This window comes from Bowmanella yangjiangensis, from assembly GCF_017255015.1.
In the GTDB taxonomy this organism is placed as follows: Bacteria; Pseudomonadota; Gammaproteobacteria; order Enterobacterales; family Alteromonadaceae; genus Bowmanella; species Bowmanella yangjiangensis.
Genome location: NZ_JAFKCS010000002.1, coordinates 297,528 through 320,871 on the forward strand (window position 1 = coordinate 297,528; position 23,344 = coordinate 320,871).

General features: G+C 50.2%; 18 protein-coding genes. 2 read left to right on the forward strand and 16 right to left on the reverse strand.

What is annotated here, in order from left to right; all coding sequences use genetic code 11:
- Window positions 1-32: 32 nt before the first annotated feature.
- From J0A65_RS03790 to J0A65_RS03805, 4 genes are all read right to left on the reverse strand, one after another.
- Window positions 33-1,697, reverse strand: coding sequence for a hypothetical protein (locus J0A65_RS03790; RefSeq protein ID WP_206592791.1), 1,665 nt, complete (start codon window positions 1,695-1,697; stop codon window positions 33-35).
- A 68-nt stretch (window positions 1,698-1,765) separates the two neighbouring features.
- On the reverse strand, window positions 1,766-3,817 hold the full coding sequence (locus J0A65_RS03795; protein ID WP_206592792.1) for an alkaline phosphatase PhoX: 2,052 nt from the start codon (window positions 3,815-3,817) through the stop codon (window positions 1,766-1,768).
- Window positions 3,818-4,058: 241 nt separating this feature from the next.
- Complete coding sequence (gene lpxH, locus J0A65_RS03800; RefSeq protein WP_206592923.1) at window positions 4,059-4,784, reverse strand: UDP-2,3-diacylglucosamine diphosphatase; 726 nt, start codon at window positions 4,782-4,784, stop codon at window positions 4,059-4,061.
- Between the two features lie 7 nt (window positions 4,785-4,791).
- Complete coding sequence (locus tag J0A65_RS03805; RefSeq protein WP_206592793.1) at window positions 4,792-5,292, reverse strand: peptidylprolyl isomerase; 501 nt, start codon at window positions 5,290-5,292, stop codon at window positions 4,792-4,794.
- A 250-nt stretch (window positions 5,293-5,542) separates the two neighbouring features.
- Between J0A65_RS03805 and cysS the strand changes: the two genes are divergently transcribed.
- A complete protein-coding gene (gene cysS, locus J0A65_RS03810; RefSeq protein WP_206592794.1) occupies window positions 5,543-6,925 on the forward strand; it encodes a cysteine--tRNA ligase in 1,383 nt (460 codons plus the stop codon).
- Between the two features lie 109 nt (window positions 6,926-7,034).
- On the opposite strand, the gene J0A65_RS03815 is transcribed toward cysS, so the two are convergent.
- The 7 genes from J0A65_RS03815 to putP form a co-directional block, all read right to left on the reverse strand.
- On the reverse strand, window positions 7,035-8,762 hold the full coding sequence (locus J0A65_RS03815; RefSeq protein ID WP_206592795.1) for an SLC13 family permease: 1,728 nt from the start codon (window positions 8,760-8,762) through the stop codon (window positions 7,035-7,037).
- Between the two features lie 10 nt (window positions 8,763-8,772).
- Window positions 8,773-10,185 carry a sulfate adenylyltransferase subunit CysN gene (cysN, locus tag J0A65_RS03820; RefSeq protein WP_206592796.1) on the reverse strand — a complete coding sequence of 471 codons (1,413 nt, stop codon included), beginning with the start codon at window positions 10,183-10,185 and terminating at the stop codon, window positions 8,773-8,775.
- 12 nt (window positions 10,186-10,197) lie between these two features.
- On the reverse strand, window positions 10,198-11,001 hold the full coding sequence (gene cysQ, locus J0A65_RS03825) for a 3'(2'),5'-bisphosphate nucleotidase CysQ (protein WP_206592797.1): 804 nt from the start codon (window positions 10,999-11,001) through the stop codon (window positions 10,198-10,200).
- Window positions 10,998-11,597, reverse strand: coding sequence for an adenylyl-sulfate kinase (cysC, locus tag J0A65_RS03830; protein ID WP_206592798.1), 600 nt, complete (start codon window positions 11,595-11,597; stop codon window positions 10,998-11,000). The genes cysQ and cysC overlap by 4 nt, the downstream gene beginning before the upstream one ends.
- The gene (cysD, locus tag J0A65_RS03835) at window positions 11,597-12,508 is read right to left on the reverse strand and encodes a sulfate adenylyltransferase subunit CysD (protein ID WP_206592799.1); all 912 of its coding nucleotides are present in this window, start codon (window positions 12,506-12,508) and stop codon (window positions 11,597-11,599) included. Before cysD ends, cysC begins: the two co-directional genes overlap by 1 nt.
- A 202-nt stretch (window positions 12,509-12,710) precedes the next feature.
- A complete protein-coding gene (locus tag J0A65_RS03840) occupies window positions 12,711-13,928 on the reverse strand; it encodes an EAL and HDOD domain-containing protein (protein ID WP_206592800.1) in 1,218 nt (405 codons plus the stop codon).
- Between the two features lie 101 nt (window positions 13,929-14,029).
- Window positions 14,030-15,547, reverse strand: a complete 1,518-nt coding sequence (putP, locus tag J0A65_RS03845; RefSeq protein ID WP_206592801.1) for a sodium/proline symporter PutP — start codon at window positions 15,545-15,547, stop codon at window positions 14,030-14,032.
- A gap of 211 nt (window positions 15,548-15,758) precedes the next feature.
- On the opposite strand from putP, the gene J0A65_RS03850 reads away from it, so the two are divergent.
- Window positions 15,759-16,217, forward strand: coding sequence for a GNAT family N-acetyltransferase (locus tag J0A65_RS03850; protein ID WP_206592802.1), 459 nt, complete (start codon window positions 15,759-15,761; stop codon window positions 16,215-16,217).
- Window positions 16,218-16,255: 38 nt separating this feature from the next.
- On the opposite strand, the gene J0A65_RS03855 is transcribed toward J0A65_RS03850, so the two are convergent.
- The 5 genes from J0A65_RS03855 to J0A65_RS03875 all read right to left on the reverse strand — a co-directional run bounded on the left by J0A65_RS03855 (window position 16,256) and on the right by J0A65_RS03875 (window position 23,324).
- Complete coding sequence (locus J0A65_RS03855; RefSeq protein WP_206592803.1) at window positions 16,256-18,136, reverse strand: CocE/NonD family hydrolase; 1,881 nt, start codon at window positions 18,134-18,136, stop codon at window positions 16,256-16,258.
- Between the two features lie 177 nt (window positions 18,137-18,313).
- Window positions 18,314-19,720: an MATE family efflux transporter gene (locus J0A65_RS03860; RefSeq protein WP_206592804.1), complete on the reverse strand. Its 1,407-nt coding sequence runs from the start codon at window positions 19,718-19,720 to the stop codon at window positions 18,314-18,316.
- A 420-nt stretch (window positions 19,721-20,140) separates the two neighbouring features.
- Window positions 20,141-20,842, reverse strand: a complete 702-nt coding sequence (locus tag J0A65_RS03865) for a DUF3379 domain-containing protein (protein WP_206592805.1) — start codon at window positions 20,840-20,842, stop codon at window positions 20,141-20,143.
- Window positions 20,835-21,392, reverse strand: a complete 558-nt coding sequence (locus J0A65_RS03870; protein WP_206592806.1) for a sigma-70 family RNA polymerase sigma factor — start codon at window positions 21,390-21,392, stop codon at window positions 20,835-20,837. The genes J0A65_RS03865 and J0A65_RS03870 overlap by 8 nt, the downstream gene beginning before the upstream one ends.
- 90 nt (window positions 21,393-21,482) lie before the next feature.
- Window positions 21,483-23,324, reverse strand: coding sequence for a DUF885 domain-containing protein (locus tag J0A65_RS03875; protein ID WP_206592807.1), 1,842 nt, complete (start codon window positions 23,322-23,324; stop codon window positions 21,483-21,485).
- Window positions 23,325-23,344 lie beyond the last annotated feature (20 nt).

The following is a 23,344-nucleotide window of genomic DNA, read 5'->3' on the forward strand; positions in this document are numbered from 1 at the left end:
TCGGGCTGCCCGTTAAGACAGCCCTGCGTTGATTAAAAGGCGCTGAGGATTTCACTGATACCCGTAGGCTGATTAGCCTCAACCTGCTTATGTAGCACCTTATCCAGCGGTGTGAGAACCGCATCGCGTCCCTGATGGAAGCTTTGTTCTTCGACAATCAGTTTATAGGCCTTATTAAGTGCCAGGGCCCTTTCAATGCTGGGCATCAGCAAAGTGGAAATATCCTGATTTAAGCGAGCAAACATCGCCGCTTTAGGGCGGCCTTGGCTATCAAAGAACTTTTCCTGCACTTCCTGATTGGCGCGAAATTCATCGCCTGTGGGGTTTTGCTTGAGGTAATAGCTGTATTCGTATTCACCGTCGCTTTCACGCCTGGGTTCGGGCAATCCTGCCAGGGATTTTTGCTGCCAGTGATACCAGCCTTGCTGGAAGTTATCCGCTGGCAGTTTTCGATAAAAAGATAACGTGGTGTCTACCAGGGTTCCCATGCCGCTGTGGCAACCGGCGCAGGTACCATGCTCTTCGAAGGTTTGTGGGCGCAGTTCGCCTTGCTTGTCTTCAATAAAGCCTTGGTAAGTCCAGCCTTGGGCAATCTGCACACCGCGTTCGGCGTCACCGCGCAGCAACTTAGTGCGACTGGGGAAATCATGGCGCTCTTTGATCTCATCGGCCACTATCACTTCCAATTGATAGTAAGTCAGCCACTGGTCTTTGCGGGCGTAACGCAGCTCTTTCATACGTGGTGCCATGGCTATTTGTTGCTGCCCGTTGATATCCAGGTAGCGTACAGAATGCAAAAATTCAGTGCCTTCAGGGAAGAGCTTGGCGGCTAAGTGTAAATCCCCGTTCTTTTGTGCCAGTCTGGCTTTACCCACGTAGCTCATCCAGCGTTTTTCTAAGGGGGCCCAGTCGTATTTGATTTTTCTGGCAACACCAAGCTGACCGTCTTTGTCTAAATCCACGGCCAATACTTGTTCGTCCACCGGATCGATAGGCACGTCCTGCTCACGGATCAAAGCCTCAACTATGGCTAAATTGGTTTTGTATACGGTCAGGTCAAATTGACCTTGCTCGTTCTGGCGCAGAACCTCGGCCAGACGAATGCTGACATCATCGGTCGAACCATTGGTGGGCATAAAGCTGCCCGGAACAGGGTAATAGGCATAGCTGCGCCAGCCGGTATAATCGCCAGCGGGGCTGCGATCAAAGCCCTGCTGGTCGAAGTTAAAATAACTGTCCGGCAGATAGCCATCCCATCTGCCATTGTCATTTTGATCAAAAGCCAGCGCTTGTTTGGTTAACCGCTGCGCGAGCTTGATCTCGCCTTTGTCATCCAGATAGTTATCCTCTCGCACATAAGCCAGTATGGCCTCATCGGCGATAGCGGCAATCTGTGCCTGTCTGTCCTTGTACATATTCAGCCAGGGATTTAGCAGGGCCTTTTCCGGAAAGCTGTATTCTTGTTGTACATCGGTATCGTTTAGCAAATTAGGGCGCTTACTGTTGGTGTGACAGGCATAGCAGGGGTTGGTGGTGCGCGTGCTGTCGACCACCGGGTCTGTATAACACTGCGGCGGGATATATGGGGTGGCATGGCTGAGTTTGTTAACATACTGCGCTGAGCTGGCCAAAGCGGAATTACAAATAACAGCAAAGAATGTCAGCGCAACCAAGGGGTAAAATTTACGGCGGGGCATAGTCAATCTCTTTATCAATACACAAAAAGGGGGCATGCGCCCCCAGTCGATATCAGCACGCCAAAGTCTTATTCAGACTTGGCCGGGAACGGACCGACATAGCCGGTATAGGCGCGGTTTTCACCTGTACCTGTGTCCTTGTCACCATCTGATTCACCGTAAGGGTGCTGGATCACGCTGGTCAGGTAGGCCCAGCCATTAATATTTGGATACCAGTAAGGCGAGGTGGTTTCTGAACCGTAAGGTGTGGTTTGAATACGCGACAGTTTCTGGGTTTGCAGATCAAGGGCCCAAATCACGTCATTCTGGTGACCGCTACCGGTATCTTCCCCGATGATCAGGGTGTCATGGCCGGTCATGTAGGTGACGTTGTCCGGGTTGGCGATACCGTCGATATGACAGTCATTCATACCGTTAGTGAATTCTGCCGGATTCGCTTTCACTGCGGCGGTGTTAGCCATGCCTGCCACGGCAGGAATACCCTGAATCAAACCGCTGATATTTTTTGCCACATAGTCAGAGCCGATACCGTTATCGGCGGACACATCCAACTGATACACACCACCACATTGGTTGTAGCCAATCTTGATGTCGTTGTTGCCGCCTTTGTCGTAAGAGCTGCTGGCACTGCCGTTTTTACCGAAGTCTTCCATACCACGACCAATTTCAGACATGGCCAGGTACAGCTTGTTACGGATTGGGTCGTAAGTAATGCCCTCTTCCTTACGCAGTTCGGTGGTGGCGCCCTGCATGGCAGCATAGCGGCGGGTTTCCAGGCGGGAGGCGACTTTTTCCATACCGGCTTTCAGCTTCAGACATTCCTGGCCAATGCCATTTTGGTTGACTGAGGTGTAACCAGCGGCGCAGCTGCCATCAACCGGGTCGACCGTATCAAAGATGTCAGCAAACTTAAGCTGCGTGTTGCCGTCAACATAAGGTCGGATTTCTTCGTCAGTGGCGTGGCCCAACTCAATCCAGCTCAGGTTGGCAGCACCCATACCGTCGGCGCTGGTTTGTTGCCATTTCATGGCATACAAGGTGCCCGCGGTCAGATCGCCCGCCACATCGGCGATATACATATACAGACCGACGTTGGTACCGTCATCGGTCATATACACGGTTTTTTGATCAGGCATAACATACGCCAGCTCGTAGGCAAGACGACCGAACGAGTAGTGCTTGCTCAGCTCTGCTGCCGGTGTGGCCTGGCTGGCATCGACTTCTATCTCGATAGGCCAACCCAACTGGTAAGGGTTCCACTTAGTGACGTCATTGTTATGGTATTCCATAAAAGGCGCGGAATAGCCGTCATCCAGCGCGTCTTGTCCTGTTACCAGATAGCGGGCATCCGGCTCATATTCTTCCGACGCAAAATGGGTATTCCACGGGGTAACTGAGCCGGCACAATGCACCCAACCACCGTTGATGTTGGACATATCCAGTTGCCACAGCTTCTTCACACTCAATTCGCCGTTGCTCTTGTCCTGGTCCAGTTCCATCATAAACATGGCGCCAGGGCGTGATTCAATTTGTGATACAGAGAACAAACGGTCGCCGATGGGCAACAAGGAAGTGAACTCGTTGGAGTCGGAAATTTTACGTGCGCCGTCTTCGGAGAATAGCGGCTGGCCGCTGCTATCGATCAACTGACCAAAGGCCACATCGCCATACTCGTCACCAGAGCGAGCCAGGATATGGTAGCCCACATCCAGCATACGGGTTTCATTGCCATCTACGGCTTTGGCCTGGCCTACCAGAATTTGGCGTTTTTCATAGTTAGTTGCGGGGGCGGCAACGCTGTCAAACTGAATGCGAGCTGTGGCGGCCAATGGCTGAGCGCCGGCTGCGGCAGAACATACCACGGACTCACTTTGTACTTCGTCATCATCTAACTGTTGGTTATTGTTTTTATCCAGACCCGCTTGCATTTTAGTAGCACCGTGCGGACATTCAGTGCTGGCTGGCATATCTACAACTTTGGTCAAGCTGGTCAGGCCATCGCTGCCGTCAACACCATTGTTGCCGTCGTTGCCATCATCGCCACAGGCGACCAGGGTGATCATGGGGATACCAATCAGTAGTGCGCGAATGCTCACGGCAAGTTTCGACTGATTAAACATAAAGCGGGTCCTCTCTCTTATTCTGGTTTGTTGTTGTTGTGACTTTCCCTGTCTGGCAGTCCTGCCAAAACAATATGAAAATCATCAAGTTGGATTGAGAAATCTAAGAGAAAGTAGCAAGTCTGTTTGACACTGAACTTGCAGTTTTATGAAGTTTGCGTGATGGATTTGTGACGCCTTTGGCGATGGGATGTGGCGTAAAAGTCGATAGTTTGCTTGTTTAAATAGCAAGAATACGCCGCTAGAGCGGCGTGCTGGACAACGACATGCCGCTAGTGTCTGCCGTCAGACAACTGCTTTGGTTGTACCAATCACCTAACACTATGCGTGTAGCATTCTGGCCATCCAGCATAAACTGATGCGTGGCGGGCCGGTGAGTATGGCCGTGGATCAGGGTGAATACGCCTGCTTCGCGCATTACACGCTCCACCTCGCTGGGCGTAACGTCCATAATGTATTCGGGTTTGTTGGCATTGTGCTGTTTGCTTCTGGCCCTGGCATTTCGCGCCACCCGGCGGCGATACCACAACGGCATGCTCAGCATCAGGCGAGGCCACCACCAACCCCGGGATTTCTTGCGAAAGGCCATAAACACCTCATCACGGGTACATAAACTATCACCGTGCATAATCAGCACTTTCTCGCCGTGAAGTTCGATGACTTGTTGTTCGGGCAAGAGGGTGATGCCGGTTTCTCTGGCAAAACGGCGGCCAATCAGAAAATCCCGGTTACCGTGGATAAAAAATACCGGTACACCGCTATCAACCAGTTGCCTGAATGCTTGTTTAACCTCTTGGTTAAACGGGCTTTGGTCATCATCCCCAATCCAGGCTTCAAACAGATCACCCAATACATAAAGTGCCTGCGCCTCGGTGGCTTGCTGGCGCATAAAACGCAGAAAGGCCTGAGTAATATCAGGCCTGTCTTCGCTAAGATGCAAATCGGCTATAAATAGCGTTGGCTGCATCAATGGCTTATTCACTCACCTCAACGGATTGAACAACCACATCTTCATTGGGTACATCATCGTGGTAGCCGTGGCGACCTGTATCCACTTTACGGATTTTATCCACTACGTCCATGCCGTTAGACACTTCTGCAAACACGCAATAACCCCAACCTTGCATATCTTCGCTACGGAAGTTTAAGAAACTGTTGTCCGCTACGTTGATAAAGAACTGACAGGTTGCTGAATGTGGATCATTAGTACGCGCCATGGCTACGGTACCACGGTTGTTAGCTACACCGTTGTTGGCTTCGTTCTTAATAGGGTCCTTGGTGGATTTTTGCTGCATGCCAGGTTCCATGCCGCCGCCCTGGATCATAAAGCCGTCAATAACACGGTGGAAAATGGTGTTGTCGTAGAAACCTTCTTTGGCATAAGACAGGAAGTTCTCAACCGTCTTAGGTGCTTTGTCAGACAACATGGTCAGTTCGATAGCACCAAAGTTGGTGTTCAGGGTAACTTTACTCATAGTGGCTTTATCTCATTAGCTTAATATTGGCGCTAAGTTTACCTAAAAGCACAGCCCAGGAGAACTGACAAATCCTATTGCCGGATAAAGGATGCGGCTTCTGGCTGTTTTTAACAGTGCTCACAGGCTGGCGACTAAAAGGTATAAAGCGGGACCAAATTCACCGGTGAATCCTGCCTTTGTGGCGGGATTTTTGTTTATCAATCGGGTACACTCCGCCCTGAATCTTCACTTAGACAGGAACCAGTAGATGCTGCACATTTTCAATACCCTAACCCGCCAAAAAGAGCTGTTTACACCTCTCAAACAAGGTGAAGTTGGGTTATATGTGTGTGGTATTACTGTCTATGACCTCTGTCATATGGGCCATGCCCGTACCTACCTGAGCTTTGATACCATGGTGCGTTATCTGCGCCATTTAGGGTACAAGGTCAATTATGTGCGCAATATTACCGATGTGGACGATAAGATTATCCGCCGCGCAGCCGAGAATGGGGAAACCCCGGCACAGCTGACGGAACGCACTATTGCCATGATGCACGAGGACTTTGCCGCGATTAATTTGTTGCCGGCAGACGTAGAGCCTCGTGTCACCACCCATATGGACGAGATTATAGCCATCACCCAAACCTTAGTGGAGAAAGGCCACGCCTACGTAGCGCCAAGCGGTGATGTGCTGTTTGATGTCAGTACCTTTAAGGAATACGGCAAACTCAGTCGTCAGGATCTGGAACAGTTGCAGGCTGGTGCCAGGGTCGAGGTCAACGAAGACAAAGACGACCCACTGGATTTTGTACTGTGGAAGTCGGCTAAGCCTGGTGAGGTGAGCTGGCAATCCCCCTGGGGCGCTGGGCGTCCTGGCTGGCATATTGAATGTTCGGCCATGAGTGAAAAACACTTGGGCAGTCATTTTGATATCCATGGTGGCGGCTCTGATCTGATATTCCCTCACCATGAAAACGAGATTGCACAATCCTGCTGTGCTTCCAGCCAGCCATTTGCCAACTATTGGGTTCATTCCGGTATGGTGCAGGTGAATCAGGAGAAAATGAGTAAGTCTCTGGGTAATTTCTTTACCCTGCGTGATGTGCTTAAGGAATATGATGCAGAAACTCTGCGTTATTTCCTGTTAAGTGCCCATTACCGCAGCCAGCTTAATTACTCAGAGGACAATATTAAGCAATCCAGGGCGGCCTTGGAGCGTTTGTATACGGCACTTCGAGACGTTGACGCGGACCAAAGTGTTGATATCGCCTATGGTGGTTATATGGTGCGCTTTAACGCGGCCATGGACGATGACTTTAATACCCCTGAGGCGTTCTCCGTGCTGTTTGAGTTAGCCCGCGACATTAACAAACACAAAGACAAGCCTGCGGAAGCGGCAAAACTGGCCGGTGTGCTGCTTAAGCTGGCCGCCGTATTAGGTTTGCTGCAGGGTGATGCCCATGCTTTCCTGCAATCCGGCATGGATGAAGGTGTTGATGTGGCTGAAATTGAGCGTTTGATCCAGGCCCGAGCTGATGCCAGAGCTGCCAAAGATTGGGCGGCTGCGGATGTGGCTCGTAATGCCCTGACCGAGATGGGCGTGGTGCTCGAAGATGGCCCGCAGGGCACCACCTGGCGTAAGGCTTAACCATCACTGGTTTTATGTAAAAGGCCGGCGTTATGCCGGCCTTTTCTATTCATGTGGCAGGAGTTTGGGATTAAACGACCTGCGGTTATCTAAATGCAGTTGTCTGCCATCAAAGGCCAAAACTAAGTTTGAGCATGATTAATACGATACTCGAATACATTATCGAGATGGGCAAACCAAATTTGGCAAAGTGGCTGAACTTATAATTCGCGGCACTAAACACTAACAAGTTGGTTTGATAGCCCCAGGGCGAGATAAAGCTGGCGCTGGCGGCAAAGGCAACCGCCAGGGCAAAAGGCAATACCGGTGCATCTAACAGCTGCACCAGGCCCCAAGCGAAAGGAAACATCAGTGCCGCGGCGGCATTGTTAGTGACAAGTTCAGTCAGGAGCAGGGTGAGCAGATAAATCACCACCAGCGCCACAAAGGGGCTGCTACCCTGCAGATAGGGCAGTAACCCTTGGTTGAGGCTATCAATGACGCCAGATTGTTGTAAGGCGGTAGCCATGGCCAGCGACCCAACAATCACCATCATCAGATTTAGCGGAATATTACGTTTAATCTCATTGCCTGAACTTATCCCAGAGAAAACCAGCAGCGCCAGGAAGAACACCAAACCCACAGCCAGTGGCAGTACCGAAGTGGCACTGAGTATGACCGTCAGCAGGAAGCCACCCAATGTGAGCTTTTCCTGCAGCGGCGTGAGCTTACGCGCCAGTGTATGTTCGGTAAGGATAAAGAAGTTTTTGGACAGGTTATTGCGACTGGCGAAATCTGGCCCTGTAGCCAGCAGCAGGTTATCACCGGCTTGTAACTTTATTTCCCCTAACTTGCCCGACAGGTTTTCACCGTCACGACGTATGGCTACCACGGCCGCGTCAAACATAGCGCGAAAGCCTATTTGTTTAAGGGTTTTATCTATCAGTTGGGCACGGTTGGAGATCACCACTTCGGTGAGGTTTTCCCGCAGCAAACCGTTGGACTCAGCGAACAGGTTTAAACCGTCAATATGACTAAGGCTGTCTACCCGTTTTACATTGCCCGAGAAGATCAGCTTGTCGTTAGCTTCAATGAGCATTTCCGGTGTCACCGGGCTTATCAAATGGCCGCTTCTGACGATTTCCACCAAAAACAGCTCAGGTAGGTTACGCAAGTGGTTTTCTTCGACGGTTTTCCCTACCAACGAAGAGCTGGCATCTACCTTGGCTTCGATAAAGTACTGCTTGTAATCGGCTTGGGTTACTGCAATGGCAGGCAGTAAGGGCGAGATTAGAAACATCAGCAAACCGCAGGCCAGCCCGGCAGTCAGGCCATATAAGGTGAAATCCAGAAAGGCAAAGCCGCTGTGGCCTTGTTCTATCAGAAAACTGTCTACTATCAGGTTGGTGGAGGTGCCAATTAATGTCACTGTACCACCCAAAATAGCCGCGTAGGACAGGGGAATTAACAAGCGCGAAGGTGGATGAAACTGGTTTTGTTTCACCGGGCCTATCAGGCTGGCGACAATAGCGGTGTTGTTCAGCAAGGCTGAGGACGCAAAGGTGACGCCAAATAGTCGCCAGTAACTTTGCCGGTAGCGGCTGGTTATCAGTTTTCGTCCCAGCCGTTTAATCAACGAGGTTTTGTCGATGGCATTACTGACCAAAAGCAGCAGGACTAAGGTCAGCAGCCCCTGGTTGGTCAGGCCATGACTGACCTGGGCCAGACTAAGCTGACCGGTTGCCAGTAAGACCAGTACCGCCATGGCAAAGATGGCCGACGGGCGTTTGTCGGTCAGGGCCAGAGCGGCAATGGTGGCAAAAAATGTTCCGCCAACCAGGAGCTGGTTTATGTCCATATTCGTCGACTCAGAGTTTGCTGATATCCAGCGCCTGCCAGTGAGGGAAGTGCTTACGCACCAAGGCATTGAACTCCAGTTCAAATTCTGAGTATTTGTGCGACTCCTGAGATTTGCCTTGCAGTGCCTCGATAATCATACCAGCACCGACTGTACCATTGGTCAGACGGTCGATAATGATAAAGGCCCCGGTTTTACGGTTTTGCTGGTAAGGGTCGCAAGCAACCGGTTGGGTCAGCTTGATCTCACCGACGGCAATTTCATTCAGATGCAAATGCACTGCATCTTTGTGCGCCATGCTGTTTACATCAATCTGGTAATCCAGCTCTTTGACCGAGCCGCTGACAGATTTAGTCGCAAACTTGAACTCGTATTGCTTGTTGGGCATCAACGGCTCTTCCGCCATCCACACCAAATGAGTACGGTAGGCCGTGGATTGCAGCGGCAGATTGTCGGACTTAACGATCATATCGCCACGGGAAATATCGATTTCATCTTCCAGTGTCAGGGTTACGGCCAGCGGTGCATAGGCCTCGGCTAAGTTACCGTCAAAGGTAACGATGTCTTTGATCCTGGAGGTTTTACCCGAGGGCAGAGCGGTGACTTCATCACCAGGCTTTATCTGGCCTGATACCACGGTACCGGCAAAGCCACGGAAATTCAGATCCGGACGGTTAACATACTGCACCGGGAGGCGGAAGTCGGTTTGGTTGACATCCTTGGCAATCTCAATGCTTTCCAGCAACTGCATCAGGGTTTGTCCCTGATACCAGGGCATCTTGTCTGAGCGGTTGACTACGTTGTCGCCTTTTAAGGCCGACATAGGCACAAAGTGAATATCGGGTATGGCTAATTGTTTAGCCAGTTGCAGATAATCTTCACGGATCTTGTTGAACACATCCTGGTCAAAACCCATCAGATCCATTTTATTGATGGCAACCACCACGTGTTTGATGCCCAACAGTGAGACTAAAAAGGAGTGACGACGGGTCTGGGTTTTAACCCCACCGCGAGCATCGATAAGGATTATGGCCAAATCACAGGTAGAGGCACCGGTTACCATGTTACGGGTATATTGCTCATGCCCCGGGGTATCGGCAATGATGAATTTACGCTGATCGGTAGAGAAATACCGGTACGCCACATCAATGGTGATACCTTGTTCACGCTCGGATTGCAGACCATCAACCAATAAGGCCAGGTCCACTTCGTCACCTGTGGTGCCGACTTTTTTGCTGTCTTTGCTGATGGCGGCCAGCTGATCTTCATAGATCATTTTGGAGTCATGCAGTAAACGACCAATCAGGGTGCTTTTACCGTCATCTACACTGCCACAGGTTAAAAAGCGTAATAGATCCTTACGCTCGTGTTGCTCCAGATACTGAAGAATATCCTGCTCGAGAAGTTCGTTTTGATTGTTCATGGCTGACTTTACTCATTGACCAGACGCGTGGGCGCTGACCAGAAAAAACGGGTTTAACAAGGATTCTTTTTGGTTGTAGACCAGCGGCTTGGTTGCTTCATGGATGCGCTGACCAACGGCTAATTCAGTGACATTGCCACCGGCGGCCAGCACCACGGCATGGGCCGCTGCGGTATCCCACTCGCTGGTGGGGCCTAACCTTGGATATAAATGGGCTCGTCCTTCGGCAACCAGGCACAGCTTAAGCGAACTGCCCATGGCCAGCAGTTCTTTATCACCGTCCAACTGTGCCAGAAAGGCCTCAATCTCAGGACTTTGGTGAGAGCGACTGCCGACAATTTTCCATTCGTCACCTGGCTGGTGGAAAGCCGGCTTGAGGGCTGTGCGCTGTCCTTGATTTTCCTTGTAGGCCTGCTCGCCGACTACGCCGACATACAAAGTATCCAACACCGGGGCGTATACTACACCCAGCACAGGATGGCCGTTTTCAATCAGTGCAATATTGACGGTAAACTCACCGTTTTTCTTGATAAATTCCTTGGTGCCATCCAGAGGGTCAACCAACCAGTAGCGCTGCCAGTCGCGGCGCTCAGCCCAGGCTATAGTGGCTGATTCTTCAGAGAGTATAGGTAAATCGCTTATCTCTTTTAGGCCTGCCACTATGATGTGGTGCGCAGCGAGATCGGCTTCGGTCAACGGACTTTTATCTGCTTTGTCGTAAATAGCGAAATCCTGCTGATAGATAGTCAGAATGGCACTACCTGCGGCGCGGGCAATACGGCTAACCTGTTCAGCCAGCGCTAATGTGTCACTCATGCCAGGTATCCTTTCGCTTTAAGGGCGACAATCAATTGTTCAGCGGATTGCTCGGCAGTTTGTCCGTCCTGATATTCAAGATGGATCTCCGGCGCTTGCGGCGCCTCGTAGACTGAATCTATACCGGTAAAATCTTTAATGTCACCTGCCCTGGCCTTTTGATACAGACCTTTGGGGTCGCGCTCTTCGCAGACACTTAGTGGTGTGTCGACATAGACTTCAACAAACTCCTGGTCATCCAACAAGTGGCGGCAAAAATCTCGGTCTGCACGGAAAGGGGAAATAAAGGCGGTGATCACAATCAACCCGGCATCCACAAACAATTTTGCTACTTCGCTGATGCGACGGATATTTTCCACCCTATCCTTATCGGAAAAGCCCAAATCACCACAGAGGCCATGACGGATATTATCGCCATCAAGCAAGTAAGTATGTTTATCCGCCGCACCCAATTTCTGCTCAAGTAAATTGGCAATAGTGGATTTGCCAGAGCCGGACAGACCGGTCAGCCAGATTACCAGCGGCTTTTGCTGTTTCTGCGCACTGCGCTCTGCTTTGCCGACTTTATGTTGGTGCCAGACGATATTGCTTGCCATCAGAAGTAACCCTCCATCTTTTTCTTTTCCATGGAGCCAGCGCTGTCATGGTCAATAACCCGACCTTGGCGCTCAGAGGTTTTGGTCAACAGCATTTCCTGGATCACATCCGGCAAGTTGGCAGCGTTTGAACGCACAGCACCGGTCAGGGGGTAGCAGCCCAAGGTGCGAAAACGTACCCATTCTTGCTGGGGAACTTCGCCGTCTTTAAGTGGCATACGCTCATCGTCAACCATGATCAATACACCGTCACGCTCAACCACAGGACGCGGTTTAGCCAGATACAGCTCTGGGATCTGAATATTTTCCAGGTAGATGTATTGCCAGATATCCAGTTCGGTCCAGTTGGACAGCGGGAATACCCGGATACTTTCGCCTTTATTGACCTTAGAGTTATAGATATTCCATAGCTCAGGGCGCTGGTTTTTTGGATCCCAGCGGTGGTTCTGATCGCGGAACGAATACACCCGCTCTTTGGCGCGTGACTTCTCTTCATCGCGACGGGCACCACCAAAGGCGGCATCAAACTGATATTTGTCCAGGGCCTTTTTTAATGCCTGGGTTTTCATTATGTCAGTGTGCTTGGCGCTGCCGTGCACAAAAGGACTGATATTCATATCCAGCCCTTCCTGATTCTTGTAGACGATGAGGTCCAGTTGATGCTCGGCAGCCATACGATCGCGAAACTCAATCATTTCACGGAACTTCCAGGTGGTATCCACATGCAATAAAGGGAAGGGGATACGCCCGGGAGCAAAAGCCTTGCGAGCCAGGTGCAACAGCACGGAAGAATCCTTACCTACGCTGTATAGCATCACCGGGTTTTCAAACTCGGCGGCAACTTCGCGGAAAATATGGATGCTTTCGGCTTCCAGCTGTTTTAAATGAGTAACATTGGGAATGGCGACCATGTCGTGTCCAGTAGCTAAGTGGCAATCTTAAATTAAGTATCTGCTTAGAACATTATCATAAAGAAATAACTGCAGCCTATGCGAGATAGCTATAAGTAATACTGATTGTACAGAGTTAATTGCTTAGATATTGCGCTAATACTAGCAACTCAATGCGGGTATGTTCGTTAACTGAGACTTACCTGTCAAATTTGCCTTGCGATCAACCCATATTTTCTCTGACGGTTGCCCAGCGAACTGAGTCTACATACAAGCGGGTAACCTTATCGATACTGAGCTCGAGCTGTTTACATAACTGCTGTGCGCTTGGCCAATCTGCGGCCTCGAAGGCTTTAGCCATCAACAGATAATCCGCTAATCTACCTTCCCCTTCAATAAGGGCAGCCTTGATTGGCGGGCTAAGGGGAAGCTTATCCAGTAATTCAGGTAAAGAGGCGTCCAGCAAACCGTCCAGTAACGACAGCATGCCGGTAAGAAAGGCACCTGCTTCACTGCTATGTTGTCCTGGCTGGGCGGACAAATGTTCGCAGAATCTGGCGCGTACCAACGACATGACGGTCAGTGCGGCTGGTTTTCGGTCAGAAAATTGTGCGGTGAAAAGTAAGGAGACAAAACGCCTCAGTTCCTGCAGGCCAAGGGCAATAATGGCTTGCTTGATGTTAACGATGTCGTTACGGCGTTTGAACAGTGGTGACTGAGCATAACGCAGCAATTTAAACGATAGGTTAACATCGGTTTCAAACACTTTGCTGATGGCTTGAGTATCAGGTTCATCACTGGCCAGTTCGGTCATCAACTGCGCGATGGTCAGCTGTGATGGATCCAATGTGCGGCTGCGCATCACTTCAGGTTTGCTGAAAAAGTATCCCTGGAAATAGCTAAAGCCCATTTCAATGGCCTGGTGAAACTCTTCGTGGGTTTCTACCTTCTCGGCCAGTAATTTGATGGAGGGGAAGGGGGCGGCTGCCTTTCTTATTTCTTCAACTTGTTCGGGGGTACTGTCTCGCAGGTCAACTTTAATAATGTCTACGTATGGGAAAAAGTGCAGCCAGACATTCTTATGCACATAATCGTCCAGGGCGATTTGGTAGCCTTTTTCCTTAAATTCCTTACAGACTTCCAGCAACTGACGTGTTGGTGGCACAGACTCCAGTATCTCAACCACCAATTGTTCTTTGGGCAGCATCAGCGGGTAACGCTGCAGCAGGGTTTCCTGGGTAAAGTTGATAAAGGCTAATTTGTTTTCCGTCAGGGTATCCAGGCCGAGGTTAAATTGCAGGCCTTCAATGATTTTTGAGGTGGCGATATCCTCACCGATATCCGGAAACACATTTTTCAGGCTTTCCCTGAACAACAACTCATAGGCAACCAGTTTTTTATCTTTATCGAGAATGGGTTGCCTTGCCGCAAAAAACGCCATCTTGGTTCTACTATCCTGTTGAATCGATCCGTATTAACTTATCACATAAGATGTTTATTGTGAGTAATAAAAAATTAACCCGGCAGAGGCCGGGTCAATTGTCAGGCTTGATCTGCCTGGAGTTTATTTTCCATCTTAGTGAATGTGTCTTGCATCGCCTGGCTGGGCGGACGGGTAAATAAACTGACAACCAGTATGGTCAGTGTACACAAGATAAAGCCGGGCACGATTTCATACATCCAACTGCTTAATGACTGGCCGTTGATGGTGACTGGGGCATAGATCCAGAACAACACGGTTCCTGCACCGACTAACATACCGGCCAAGGCGGCGGCTCGTGTCATGCGCTTCCAGAACAGACTAATAATGATCACAGGTCCAAAAGCTGCGCCAAAACCGGCCCAGGCATTACTGACCAGATTCAGGATGGTGTTTTGTGGATCCCAGGCCAGGGCGATGGCCACAATAGAGACCAATAGCACGGAGATACGACCAACCAACACCAGTTCGCTTTGGCTGGCGTCTTTGCGCAGGAAAGCCTGATAGAAATCACCGGTCAGCGAGCTGGACGTAACCAGCAGCTGTGAGGAAATGGTACTCATAATAGCAGCCAGAATGGCTGCCAGCAGAAAACCGCCAATTAACGGGTGAAACAGGAATTGTGAAAACACCACAAAGATGGTTTCGGGGTCATCCAGCGTCATTTTGGTTTGGACTACATATGCCACACCGACAAAGCCCGTGGCCAGGGCACCAATAATGGAGACAATCATCCAGCTCATGCCAATGCGGCGGGCGGTTGGAATCGCCTTAACCGAATTAATTGCCATAAAACGCACAATGATATGGGGCTGACCGAAGTAACCCAGTCCCCAGGCCAACAACGAAATAATCCCCAGGGCACTTAATGCCTGACCGGTTTGCGCATTGGTAAAGAGATCCAGCATTGCGCTGTTGATATGACTAACATCGGTGGTAACCTGCCCGATACCGCCAAGATGGTTAAAGGCAACCACAGGCACTAACACCAGCGACAAGAACATAATGCAGCCCTGAACGAAGTCGGTCATGCTGACCGCCAGAAAACCACCAAACAGGGTGTAGGCTGCGACTACCCCGGCAGTTACAAACAAACCGGTGCTGTAATCCATACCAAAGGAGCTGTCGAATAACTTGCCGCCAGCCACCAGACTGGCCGAGGTATACAGGGTGAAAAACACGATAATCACCAACGAAGACAGGATCCTTAACACCTTGGATTTGTCTTCAAAGCGGTTGGCAAAGTAATCCGGAATAGTAATAGAGTCATTGGCCACCTCGGTGTAAACCCGCAGGCGTGGTGCCAGGATCAGATAGTTTAAAAACGCACCTATTACCAGACCGACCGCAATCCAGATTTGCGAAATACCCGCCACATACATGGCACCGGGTAAGCCCATCAGCATCCAGCCACTCATATCAGAGGCCCCGGCAGAAAGTGCCGTTATGCCGGGGCCTAAACGTCTGCCTCCCAGCATGTAACCGGAAACGTCGTCGGTAGAGGTGCGATAGGCATAAAGGCCAATGCCGAGCATGGCGATAAAATAAAGGGCGAGTGATATTAAGGTGCCGGTTTCCACTAAGGTCTCCTGTGTTGTTATTCTCACCGAAGGGCAGGGAATGGCCAACTGCTATTCCTGACGTCGGTTTTACCCTGACGGCCCGCTGAGGCTCCTTGTTTTCGAGGAGCAAACAAAAAATTGTCCGACCAGGGTCGGACAGGAAAATAATATAATTCAGTCAATTGCATTATCATGCTAACAAGTCGTTAATCTTTTCTCCAGAGGGCTTATGAAAGTCAAATTTCGCTGGTGTAAATTCAAGCAATTACAGTTGTTGGAGTTACAGGCTGTGTTTGCCTTACGACAGCAGGTTTTTATTATTGAGCAGCAAAGTATTTACACTGACATTGATGGTTTGGATGCCGATAGCTGGCATCTGCTCGGCGAAGACTCGGGAGGACAGTTGCTTGCCTATGCGAGATTAAGAGGGGATAGGCCGTCAGGCTGTTACAAATTTGAGCGAATCGTTCTTGCTCCAGAAGCCAGGGGCTGTGGATTAGGTGATATGTTGATGCAGCAGTTACTGGATAAAGCTACCCAAGGTGCTGAGTTTTCAACGCTTAAACTCAGTGCCCAAAGTCATCTGCAGGGCTTTTATGGGAAATGGGGATTTATTGGGGTAGGGCAGGAATACGACGACGGTGGCATACTGCATCGGGATATGCACAGGCCGTTGACGTTACCCTAAACCAACAAAAACGCCACCCTAAGGTGGCGTTAATATATTTAGTTCAGCACCTTAAAGCGGATGGAACTGGGATATTCCGCACTGTGATAAAGCTTATGCTCGGCTTTAACAAAATCGCTTTCCTTGGCTTCAAAGATATTTTCCACATACTTTTGTGGGTTCATATCAATAAAGGGGAACATGCTGCTTTGCACCTGAATTTGCAGCTTGTGGCCACGTTTGATGGTGTGCAGTACGTCCTCTAATTTAAAGGCTACCTGAGTGGGTTTATTTGCTTCAAACGGCTTAGGGGTGCTCATGCTGTCACGAAAACGGCCTCGCATTACCCCCCAACGCACTAGCTCATGACGGTTACCTGTGGCACTGTCAACCTTATCGTCATCGGCAAGTTTACCAGGGAAGACATCAACCAGCTTAACTACAAAATCGGCATCGCCCTGTGAGGTGGATACCCATAAATTCAGATCAATGGGCCCGGCCAGGGTCATATCCTGCTCAGCCACCTCGGTTTCAAATACCAGCACATCGGTGCGGCGGGCGGCGAAGCGCTGATCTTCCGCCATATATGGGCGATCCCAGCCGCGGCTAACTTTAGCCGAGTGTGGTACAGGCTTCTTAGGATCACTGATGTAGTCTGCATAGCCGCCTTTGCTCTCTGGCTGTGTCAGCAGGCGCTGGTCGGCACCGAAGTACAAGGTGGTATCCTTACCCTCTTTAGGTGGCCACTGGGCAAATTCACGCCAGCGGTTGGCACCGGTTTCAAACATAGTGGCGCGGGCTAAGCCTGCTGATTTTCCCTCTTTTAGATGCTGTTTGAAAAACGGCAGCAGCACTTGTTGCTGGAACCATTCACTGGTATCAAAACCAAACTGAGCTTCGCCCATGCTATCGCCTTTGCCACGGTTCCACTGGCCATGGAACCAGGGGCCCATAATCAGCTTAACGTTATCCTGAGAATTGGCCTTCGACATGGTTTGATAGGTGGCCAAGGGCCCATACAGATCTTCGGTATCATACCAACCGCCGACCACTAAGGTTGCCGGTTTCACTTTATTCAAATGCTGCAGCACGTCGCGGGCTTGCCAATACTCATCGTAGTTGGGGTGCTGAATCACTTCATTCCAGAATGGACGCTCGCCTTTAAAATAGTGCTTGTTGACGTTACTCAGTGGGCCCAGTTTCAGGAAAAAGTCATAACCATCCGGCGTTTGTTCCTTCATTTTCTCTGGCCAGGCGTAGTGCAGGCCATCACGAGGCTTGTCAAAGCTATCGAAGAACAAAAAGGCCATGGGCGTCACAAAGGCACCATTGCGATGAAAATCATCAAAAAACCAGTCTGCAATCGGCGCTTGCGGAGAGATGGCCTTTAAGGCTTTGTGGCTGTTAATGGCACTTACAGAGGTATAGTAACCGGGATAAGATACCCCCCACATGCCCACATTACCGTTGTTGTTTGGCAGGTTTTTCACCAGCCAATCAACGGTGTCGTATGTGTCGGTTGCATCATCGGTGGCTTTATTACCCCGCTTGTAGGCATCCTGCGGGCGCATATTGACGTACTCGCCTTCTGACATAAATTTACCGCGGACATCCTGGAAGACGAAAATAAAGCCTTCCTTCTCAAATATTTCACTGGGCCCCAGGGCTTTTTTGTAGTCGCTGGCACCATAAGGTGCGACCCGGTATGGGGTGCGCTGCATCAAAATGGGGTACTTTTGTGATTTGTCGTAAGGCACATACACAGAAGTGAACAACTTCGTGCCGTCACGCATAGGGATCTGATATTCATATTTGGCGTAGTGTGAGCGAATATAATCCGCCCGTGCTTGTTCGGCCTTTTTGTCATCGGCATAGACGTTACTGCTAATACTCGTCCATACCACCAGGCCTACCAGCCAGAGGAGTGAGATTTTTTTCATTTTTTTGTTCCATTGGATAACGAAGGGTGTTGCCTTGTCGACCATACACCCCGGCGCCGATAATTCGAACTACTAAAATGTACTGATCAGGTTAGTTGGCAATAATCGGCGATAAACGGCAGATGGCGTATTCCTCTATCATCAATAAAAAAGCCCTGAAATTCAGGGCTTATAGGTTTATACGGTTTTGGTTTTCCAATGGCCTCGGCGGAAATACCAGATGCCGACAACCGCCAGCAAAGACTCCGCAATGGTAATCGCCATAAAGACCCCATTGGTGCCTAGTCCCGCATATTTAGCCAGGCTGTAAGCCAGTGGTATCTGCAGCATCCAGTAGCACAGAAAGTTAATACGGGTTGGCGTCATAGTATCTCCTGCACCATTGAATGCCTGCACCACTATCATACCTATGCCGTAGAACCCGTAGCCATAGGCCACAAAGCGTAAGCAATTTACGCCGTCACGAATAACCGCTGGGTCGGTGCTAAACAAGCCGATGATAAATTCAGCAAACAGAATAAATACCACCGCCACACTCAGCATAAAGTACAGGTTGTATCTGGCGATTCGCCAAACGGATTGCTCGGCACGGTCGGGCTTTCCCGCTCCCAGGTTTTGTCCCACCAGAGTGGCCACTGCGTTACTCATTCCCCAGGCTGGCAGTATGGTAAAGATCACCACACGGATAGCGATGGTATAGCCCGCCACCGCCGCACTGCCGTAGGTGGAGACGATACGTACCAGAGCAACCCAACTGGCGGTAGCAATCAAGAACTGGAGGATCCCGCCTATACTGACTTTTATCAGGCCTAGCATCACCTCTAGTTGCGGCTTGAGTTCAGCCAGTCCCACTTTGATACGACTGGCGTGGCCACGCAGGTGATAAAGCTGATACAGCACCCCTACACCACGACCTATAGTGGTGGCCACCGCAGCGCCGGTTACACCCATTTCTGGAAAAGGACCAATACCGTAGATGAGCAATGGATCGAGCACGATGTTTAAACCGTTGGCCAGCCATAATGAGCGCATGGCCACGGAAGCGTCACCGGCTCCCCTGAATATGGCGTTGATCAAAAACAAGTACAAAATCGTGATTGAGCCACACAGCATAACCAGGGTGTAGTCTGCCCCCACAGCCAGTACCTTTTCGTCAGCGCCCATTAATCTCAGGATATCCTGGGAATAGATCAGGCCGACAAAGGCAACCAGCATGGACACCAGCATGCCGACCCACAGGGCTTGCCCAGCCACCTGATTGGCTTTTTTCGGATTTCCTTCGCCGATGCGCCGGGCAATCAAGGCGGTGATACCCATACTCAGGCCAATGGCCACGGCGTACAGAATAGTCAGCACCGCTTCGGTGAGACCAACTACTGCAACGGCCTCAAAACCGAGTGAGGCAACGAAAAAGATATCGACAATGGCAAAGATGGATTCCATGGCCATTTCCAGCACCATTGGTACGGCTAGCAGGAACGCTGCGATACCGATAGAGCCTTTAGTAAAATCATGCTGCACATCCCCCCTCAGGGCCTGTTTAAACAGCTGATAAAGTGATGGACGTTGAGTTTGTTCCGTCATAACTGTTCCAAATAAAAAGCGACAATAAACGCCAAGCGACCACCGGCCTGCAAGAACACAAGCGCAGTTGTCGCAGGCGGATCAATGCCTAAGCGAGCAAATTCTGGTGGGCATAAGCCCGGTTTTAGTTAATCAATGCCAAGCAATGTGGCGGGGTGGCTCCCGATCAAATTCGCTATCGAATAATTCGACGAATTCGACCTGTGAGGAACAAGACCGGGAGCCTACATGCAATATCAGCAACGCAGAGGATCATCTGCTTAGAGGACGCTGACTTGTTCATGGGCCTTCTCCGATCTGAGGGTCAAGGGGTTACTTTGCCAACAGCCATAGATACTGTCAACCGGCAGATATGAAATCTTTGTGAATAAATGTAATGACAAGAAATTGGGGGCTCAGTTGCCCCCAATTTTATGTCTTTTATGCTGAGAAACGCAGCTTGGCTTTCAGCTTTTCTTCCAGAGGTGTCAGTATTTGTTGTTTACTGCCTACCAGAATCAGGCTGGCTTGTTGCATATTCAGCGCTTTGCCTTGGTATTCCTGATCACTGAAGTATTCAGAGAACTTCATGCTTTCACTACTGGGCACAATAAACACGGTGATCTTACCTTGCGGGCTGCCAACCACCATATGCAGGCTTTTGATTCGCTGGAAGTCACAAAAATTGGCGTAATAAATCTTGCCAATATCATCAACAAATTCGCCACCGAAACTGGCCAGCTTGGCGTTAACTTGCTCTAAGCTCAGGTTTTCATCCACCACCAGGGCTTTATGTTCGTGGTAAACATGGGCCAGGGCATTTTCTGCCAAGTCAACCTGACCAGGCTGCCATAGCGTAAAAGTCAGTCCTACCACCAACACGGTGGACGCGGCCAGCCCTAAAAACCAGTTGCGCTGCTGTTGTTGTTTGCGATGCGCCTGCATGGACTGGCGCAGCAGCAGTCGCTGGGCTAATCCATCCGGCACCGGTACTTTAGCGGCTTGTTTCAGCTTGTCATCAAGCTGACGGGCTTCCTGCCAAGCCTGTGCTTTAGCTGGATCCTGCGCAATGGCTTGTTTAAGCCGCTCGTCACGACTGTGAGGATCAGCATAAATGGTGCGGCGAAATTCTAAATCATCCATTTTTACGTCCTCGGCGTTCTGATGCCTGTTCAAGGGCATCTTTTATCTGGTTTCTGGCCCGGAATAAGCGGGTCATTACGGTATTCTTGTTGAGATCCAGTTGTTCGGCTATTTCATCTCCGCTGTAGCCGAAGATGACCTGCAACATAAGAGGCTCACGATATTCCTCTGCCAGTGACCCGATAAGTTGATGAATTTCCCGTTGTTGCAGTTGCGTATCATGATCCGGGCCGTCATCCGCCAGGCTATAGTCATCCATATCAACCAAATCAAACTGTTTACGCTCAAAACGACGGGCGTTTTCACGACGAAGGATCGTGATCAACCAGGACTTGGCGGCCTTTTCATCCAATAAGGAATCCAATGACTTCCAGGCGCGCAGGAACGTTTCCTGCACTATGTCCTCGGCGACGGCTTTATCCCCCACCAACCAGTATGCATATCTGTATATATCGGCATGCAGCGCCTGCACCAGCGCTTCATAACGTTGCTGTTTCGTTATCATGTCTGCATTGACCGAGGCAGGCGGACTTTGCTTTCGAAAAAACATAATTATCTGTTTTCCAGGCCGGGCTAAGGCTAAGTGTATAGGAGAGGCAGAAATAGAAAAGTCCGGTGTGGCCGGACTTTTCTTGGTTTATCAGGCTTTCTGCGCAGCTACCCAGGCCTTGATTTTGCTTTCCAGCAGATTCAGCGGCAAGGGCCCGTACTTGAGCACTTCGTCATGGAAACCACGAAAGTCAAAATCTTCACCCAGTTCGTCCATGGCATATTGACGCAGTTGCATAATTTTCAGCTTACCCACCATATAGGCGGTGGCTTGTCCGGGCATAGCGATATAACGCTCAATGGCCTTGACCACATCCCCTTGTGGGTTGGGGGTATTGTCCAGCAGATATTGTATGGCCTGTTCACGGCTCCATTTTTTGCTGTGCATGCCGGTATCGACCACCAGTCGACAAGCGCGCCACAGCTCCATGGCTAAACGACCAAAATCTGAGTAGGGGTCGGCATAGAAGCCCATGTCTTTGGCCAGTTCTTCGGTATACAGTCCCCAACCTTCGGTGTAAGCCGTGAACGAGGCATATTTCTGAAAGTCGGGAATACCCTTAAGTTCCTGGGTAATGGCACGTTGCATATGGTGACCCGGAATACCTTCATGGTAAGCCAGTGCTTCCATCTGGTAGATGGGCATATTGTTCATGTCATACAAGTTGGCGTAATAGGTTCCGGGACGACTGCCATCTAGTGCCGGGCTTTGATAGAAGGCTTTGCCAGCGGATTTTTCCCTGAATGCTTCTACCCGTTTAACTACCATGTCGGCTTGCGGAATCAGACCGAAGTACGCGGGCAACTGCTCGCGCATAATGTCGATCAGCTCCTTGGCTTCACTCAGGTATTGAGCACGGCCTTCATCGGTATTGGGGTAATAGAATTGTGCGTCGGTACGCATAAATTCAAAGAATGCCGGCAAGTCACCCTCAAATCCGACTTTAGCCATGATCTGACGCATTTGCTGGTGGATGCGTGCGACGTTATCCAAACCAAGTTGGTGTACTTCTTCAGCATTGAGGTCAGTGGTGGTGAACCAGCTCAGACGGTTGCTATACCAGCTTTCGCCGTCTGGTAAACGCCATACACCATCACCTTCAGGTGATAGCTCGCGCTGATGTTTTAGTTCGGCAATCATCTGCTCGTAGGCTGGCTTAACGCTAGACAGCAGTGCTTGCTGGGCGGCCTCACGCAAACTTTGCTGTTCTGCCTCTGGCAGGTTTAGCGCCGCCAGCTTGGTTGTAAAGTCATGCCAAATGGTGGAATCTTTACCCGTATCGTCAAACGGCGCGCCACTGATCACGTTTTGTGATGCAGCAACCATCTGATCATAAGACCATTTAGGCGGGAAAACGCCGAGTTTTTCTCTGATCTTTAATTGCTCAATCACCTGATCAAACAAGTTTTTAACGCCATTTAAGCGGGCAACATAGGCATTGGCATCACTGCTGTCGGTAATTCGGTGGATATTGATCAGGAAGCTGGGTACCTGGGTATGCCAGGCACTGAACTGGTCCATGATATAGCTATGATGACGGAATTTGTCATTGGCCAGTTTGCGCTCCAAATCCAGGCGATACAGCGTCAGACTGAGCTGTTCCTGTGCATCCAGCTTGCCCATGTCGAACTGGGCTGCCTGACTGAGACGCTGGTTATATAAAGCGGCTTCACGCTCCGCAGCCTGCTCGGAAACATCGTCCCATTTATCGTAATCCCATTTCAGTCCACGATAGCTTTGTGTCATGGGAGAACGTTGCAGATCCTCTTTATAGCTCTGGGCGAAGAAAGCCGATAGGCGCTCGGATTCGCTCTGTTGGCTAACCTCGGTGCTGGCCGTTGCCGTGGTGTTTTGCTTTGGTGGCTCGGCTGGGCTACAGGCACTAATAGCCAGCGCAATCAGGCTGGCCTGGAATAATCGTTGAGGTTGCATGAGCGTCTCCAGATTGTCGT

Bases quoted from the DNA above. Each gene is read 5' to 3' on its own strand.
- cysQ (WP_206592797.1), bottom strand. From the start codon at position 11,001: ATGAGTGACACATTAGCGCTGGCTGAACAGGTTAGCCGTATTGCCCGC.
- J0A65_RS03870 (WP_206592806.1), bottom strand. From the start codon at position 21,392: ATGTTTTTTCGAAAGCAAAGTCCGCCTGCCTCGGTCAATGCAGACATG.
- J0A65_RS03860 (WP_206592804.1), bottom strand. From the start codon at position 19,720: ATGACGGAACAAACTCAACGTCCATCACTTTATCAGCTGTTTAAACAG.
- J0A65_RS03815 (WP_206592795.1), bottom strand. From the start codon at position 8,762: ATGGACATAAACCAGCTCCTGGTTGGCGGAACATTTTTTGCCACCATT.
- cysN (WP_206592796.1), bottom strand. From the start codon at position 10,185: ATGAACAATCAAAACGAACTTCTCGAGCAGGATATTCTTCAGTATCTG.
- J0A65_RS03805 (WP_206592793.1), bottom strand. From the start codon at position 5,292: ATGAGTAAAGTTACCCTGAACACCAACTTTGGTGCTATCGAACTGACC.
- cysD (WP_206592799.1), bottom strand. From the start codon at position 12,508: ATGGTCGCCATTCCCAATGTTACTCATTTAAAACAGCTGGAAGCCGAA.
- lpxH (WP_206592923.1), bottom strand. From the start codon at position 4,784: ATGCAGCCAACGCTATTTATAGCCGATTTGCATCTTAGCGAAGACAGG.
- cysC (WP_206592798.1), bottom strand. From the start codon at position 11,597: ATGGCAAGCAATATCGTCTGGCACCAACATAAAGTCGGCAAAGCAGAG.
- J0A65_RS03795 (WP_206592792.1), bottom strand. From the start codon at position 3,817: ATGTTTAATCAGTCGAAACTTGCCGTGAGCATTCGCGCACTACTGATT.
- J0A65_RS03840 (WP_206592800.1), bottom strand. From the start codon at position 13,928: ATGGCGTTTTTTGCGGCAAGGCAACCCATTCTCGATAAAGATAAAAAA.
- cysS (WP_206592794.1), top strand. From the start codon at position 5,543: ATGCTGCACATTTTCAATACCCTAACCCGCCAAAAAGAGCTGTTTACA.
- J0A65_RS03790 (WP_206592791.1), bottom strand. From the start codon at position 1,697: ATGCCCCGCCGTAAATTTTACCCCTTGGTTGCGCTGACATTCTTTGCT.
- J0A65_RS03875 (WP_206592807.1), bottom strand. From the start codon at position 23,324: ATGCAACCTCAACGATTATTCCAGGCCAGCCTGATTGCGCTGGCTATT.
- J0A65_RS03855 (WP_206592803.1), bottom strand. From the start codon at position 18,136: ATGAAAAAAATCTCACTCCTCTGGCTGGTAGGCCTGGTGGTATGGACG.
- J0A65_RS03865 (WP_206592805.1), bottom strand. From the start codon at position 20,842: ATGGATGATTTAGAATTTCGCCGCACCATTTATGCTGATCCTCACAGT.
- J0A65_RS03850 (WP_206592802.1), top strand. From the start codon at position 15,759: ATGAAAGTCAAATTTCGCTGGTGTAAATTCAAGCAATTACAGTTGTTG.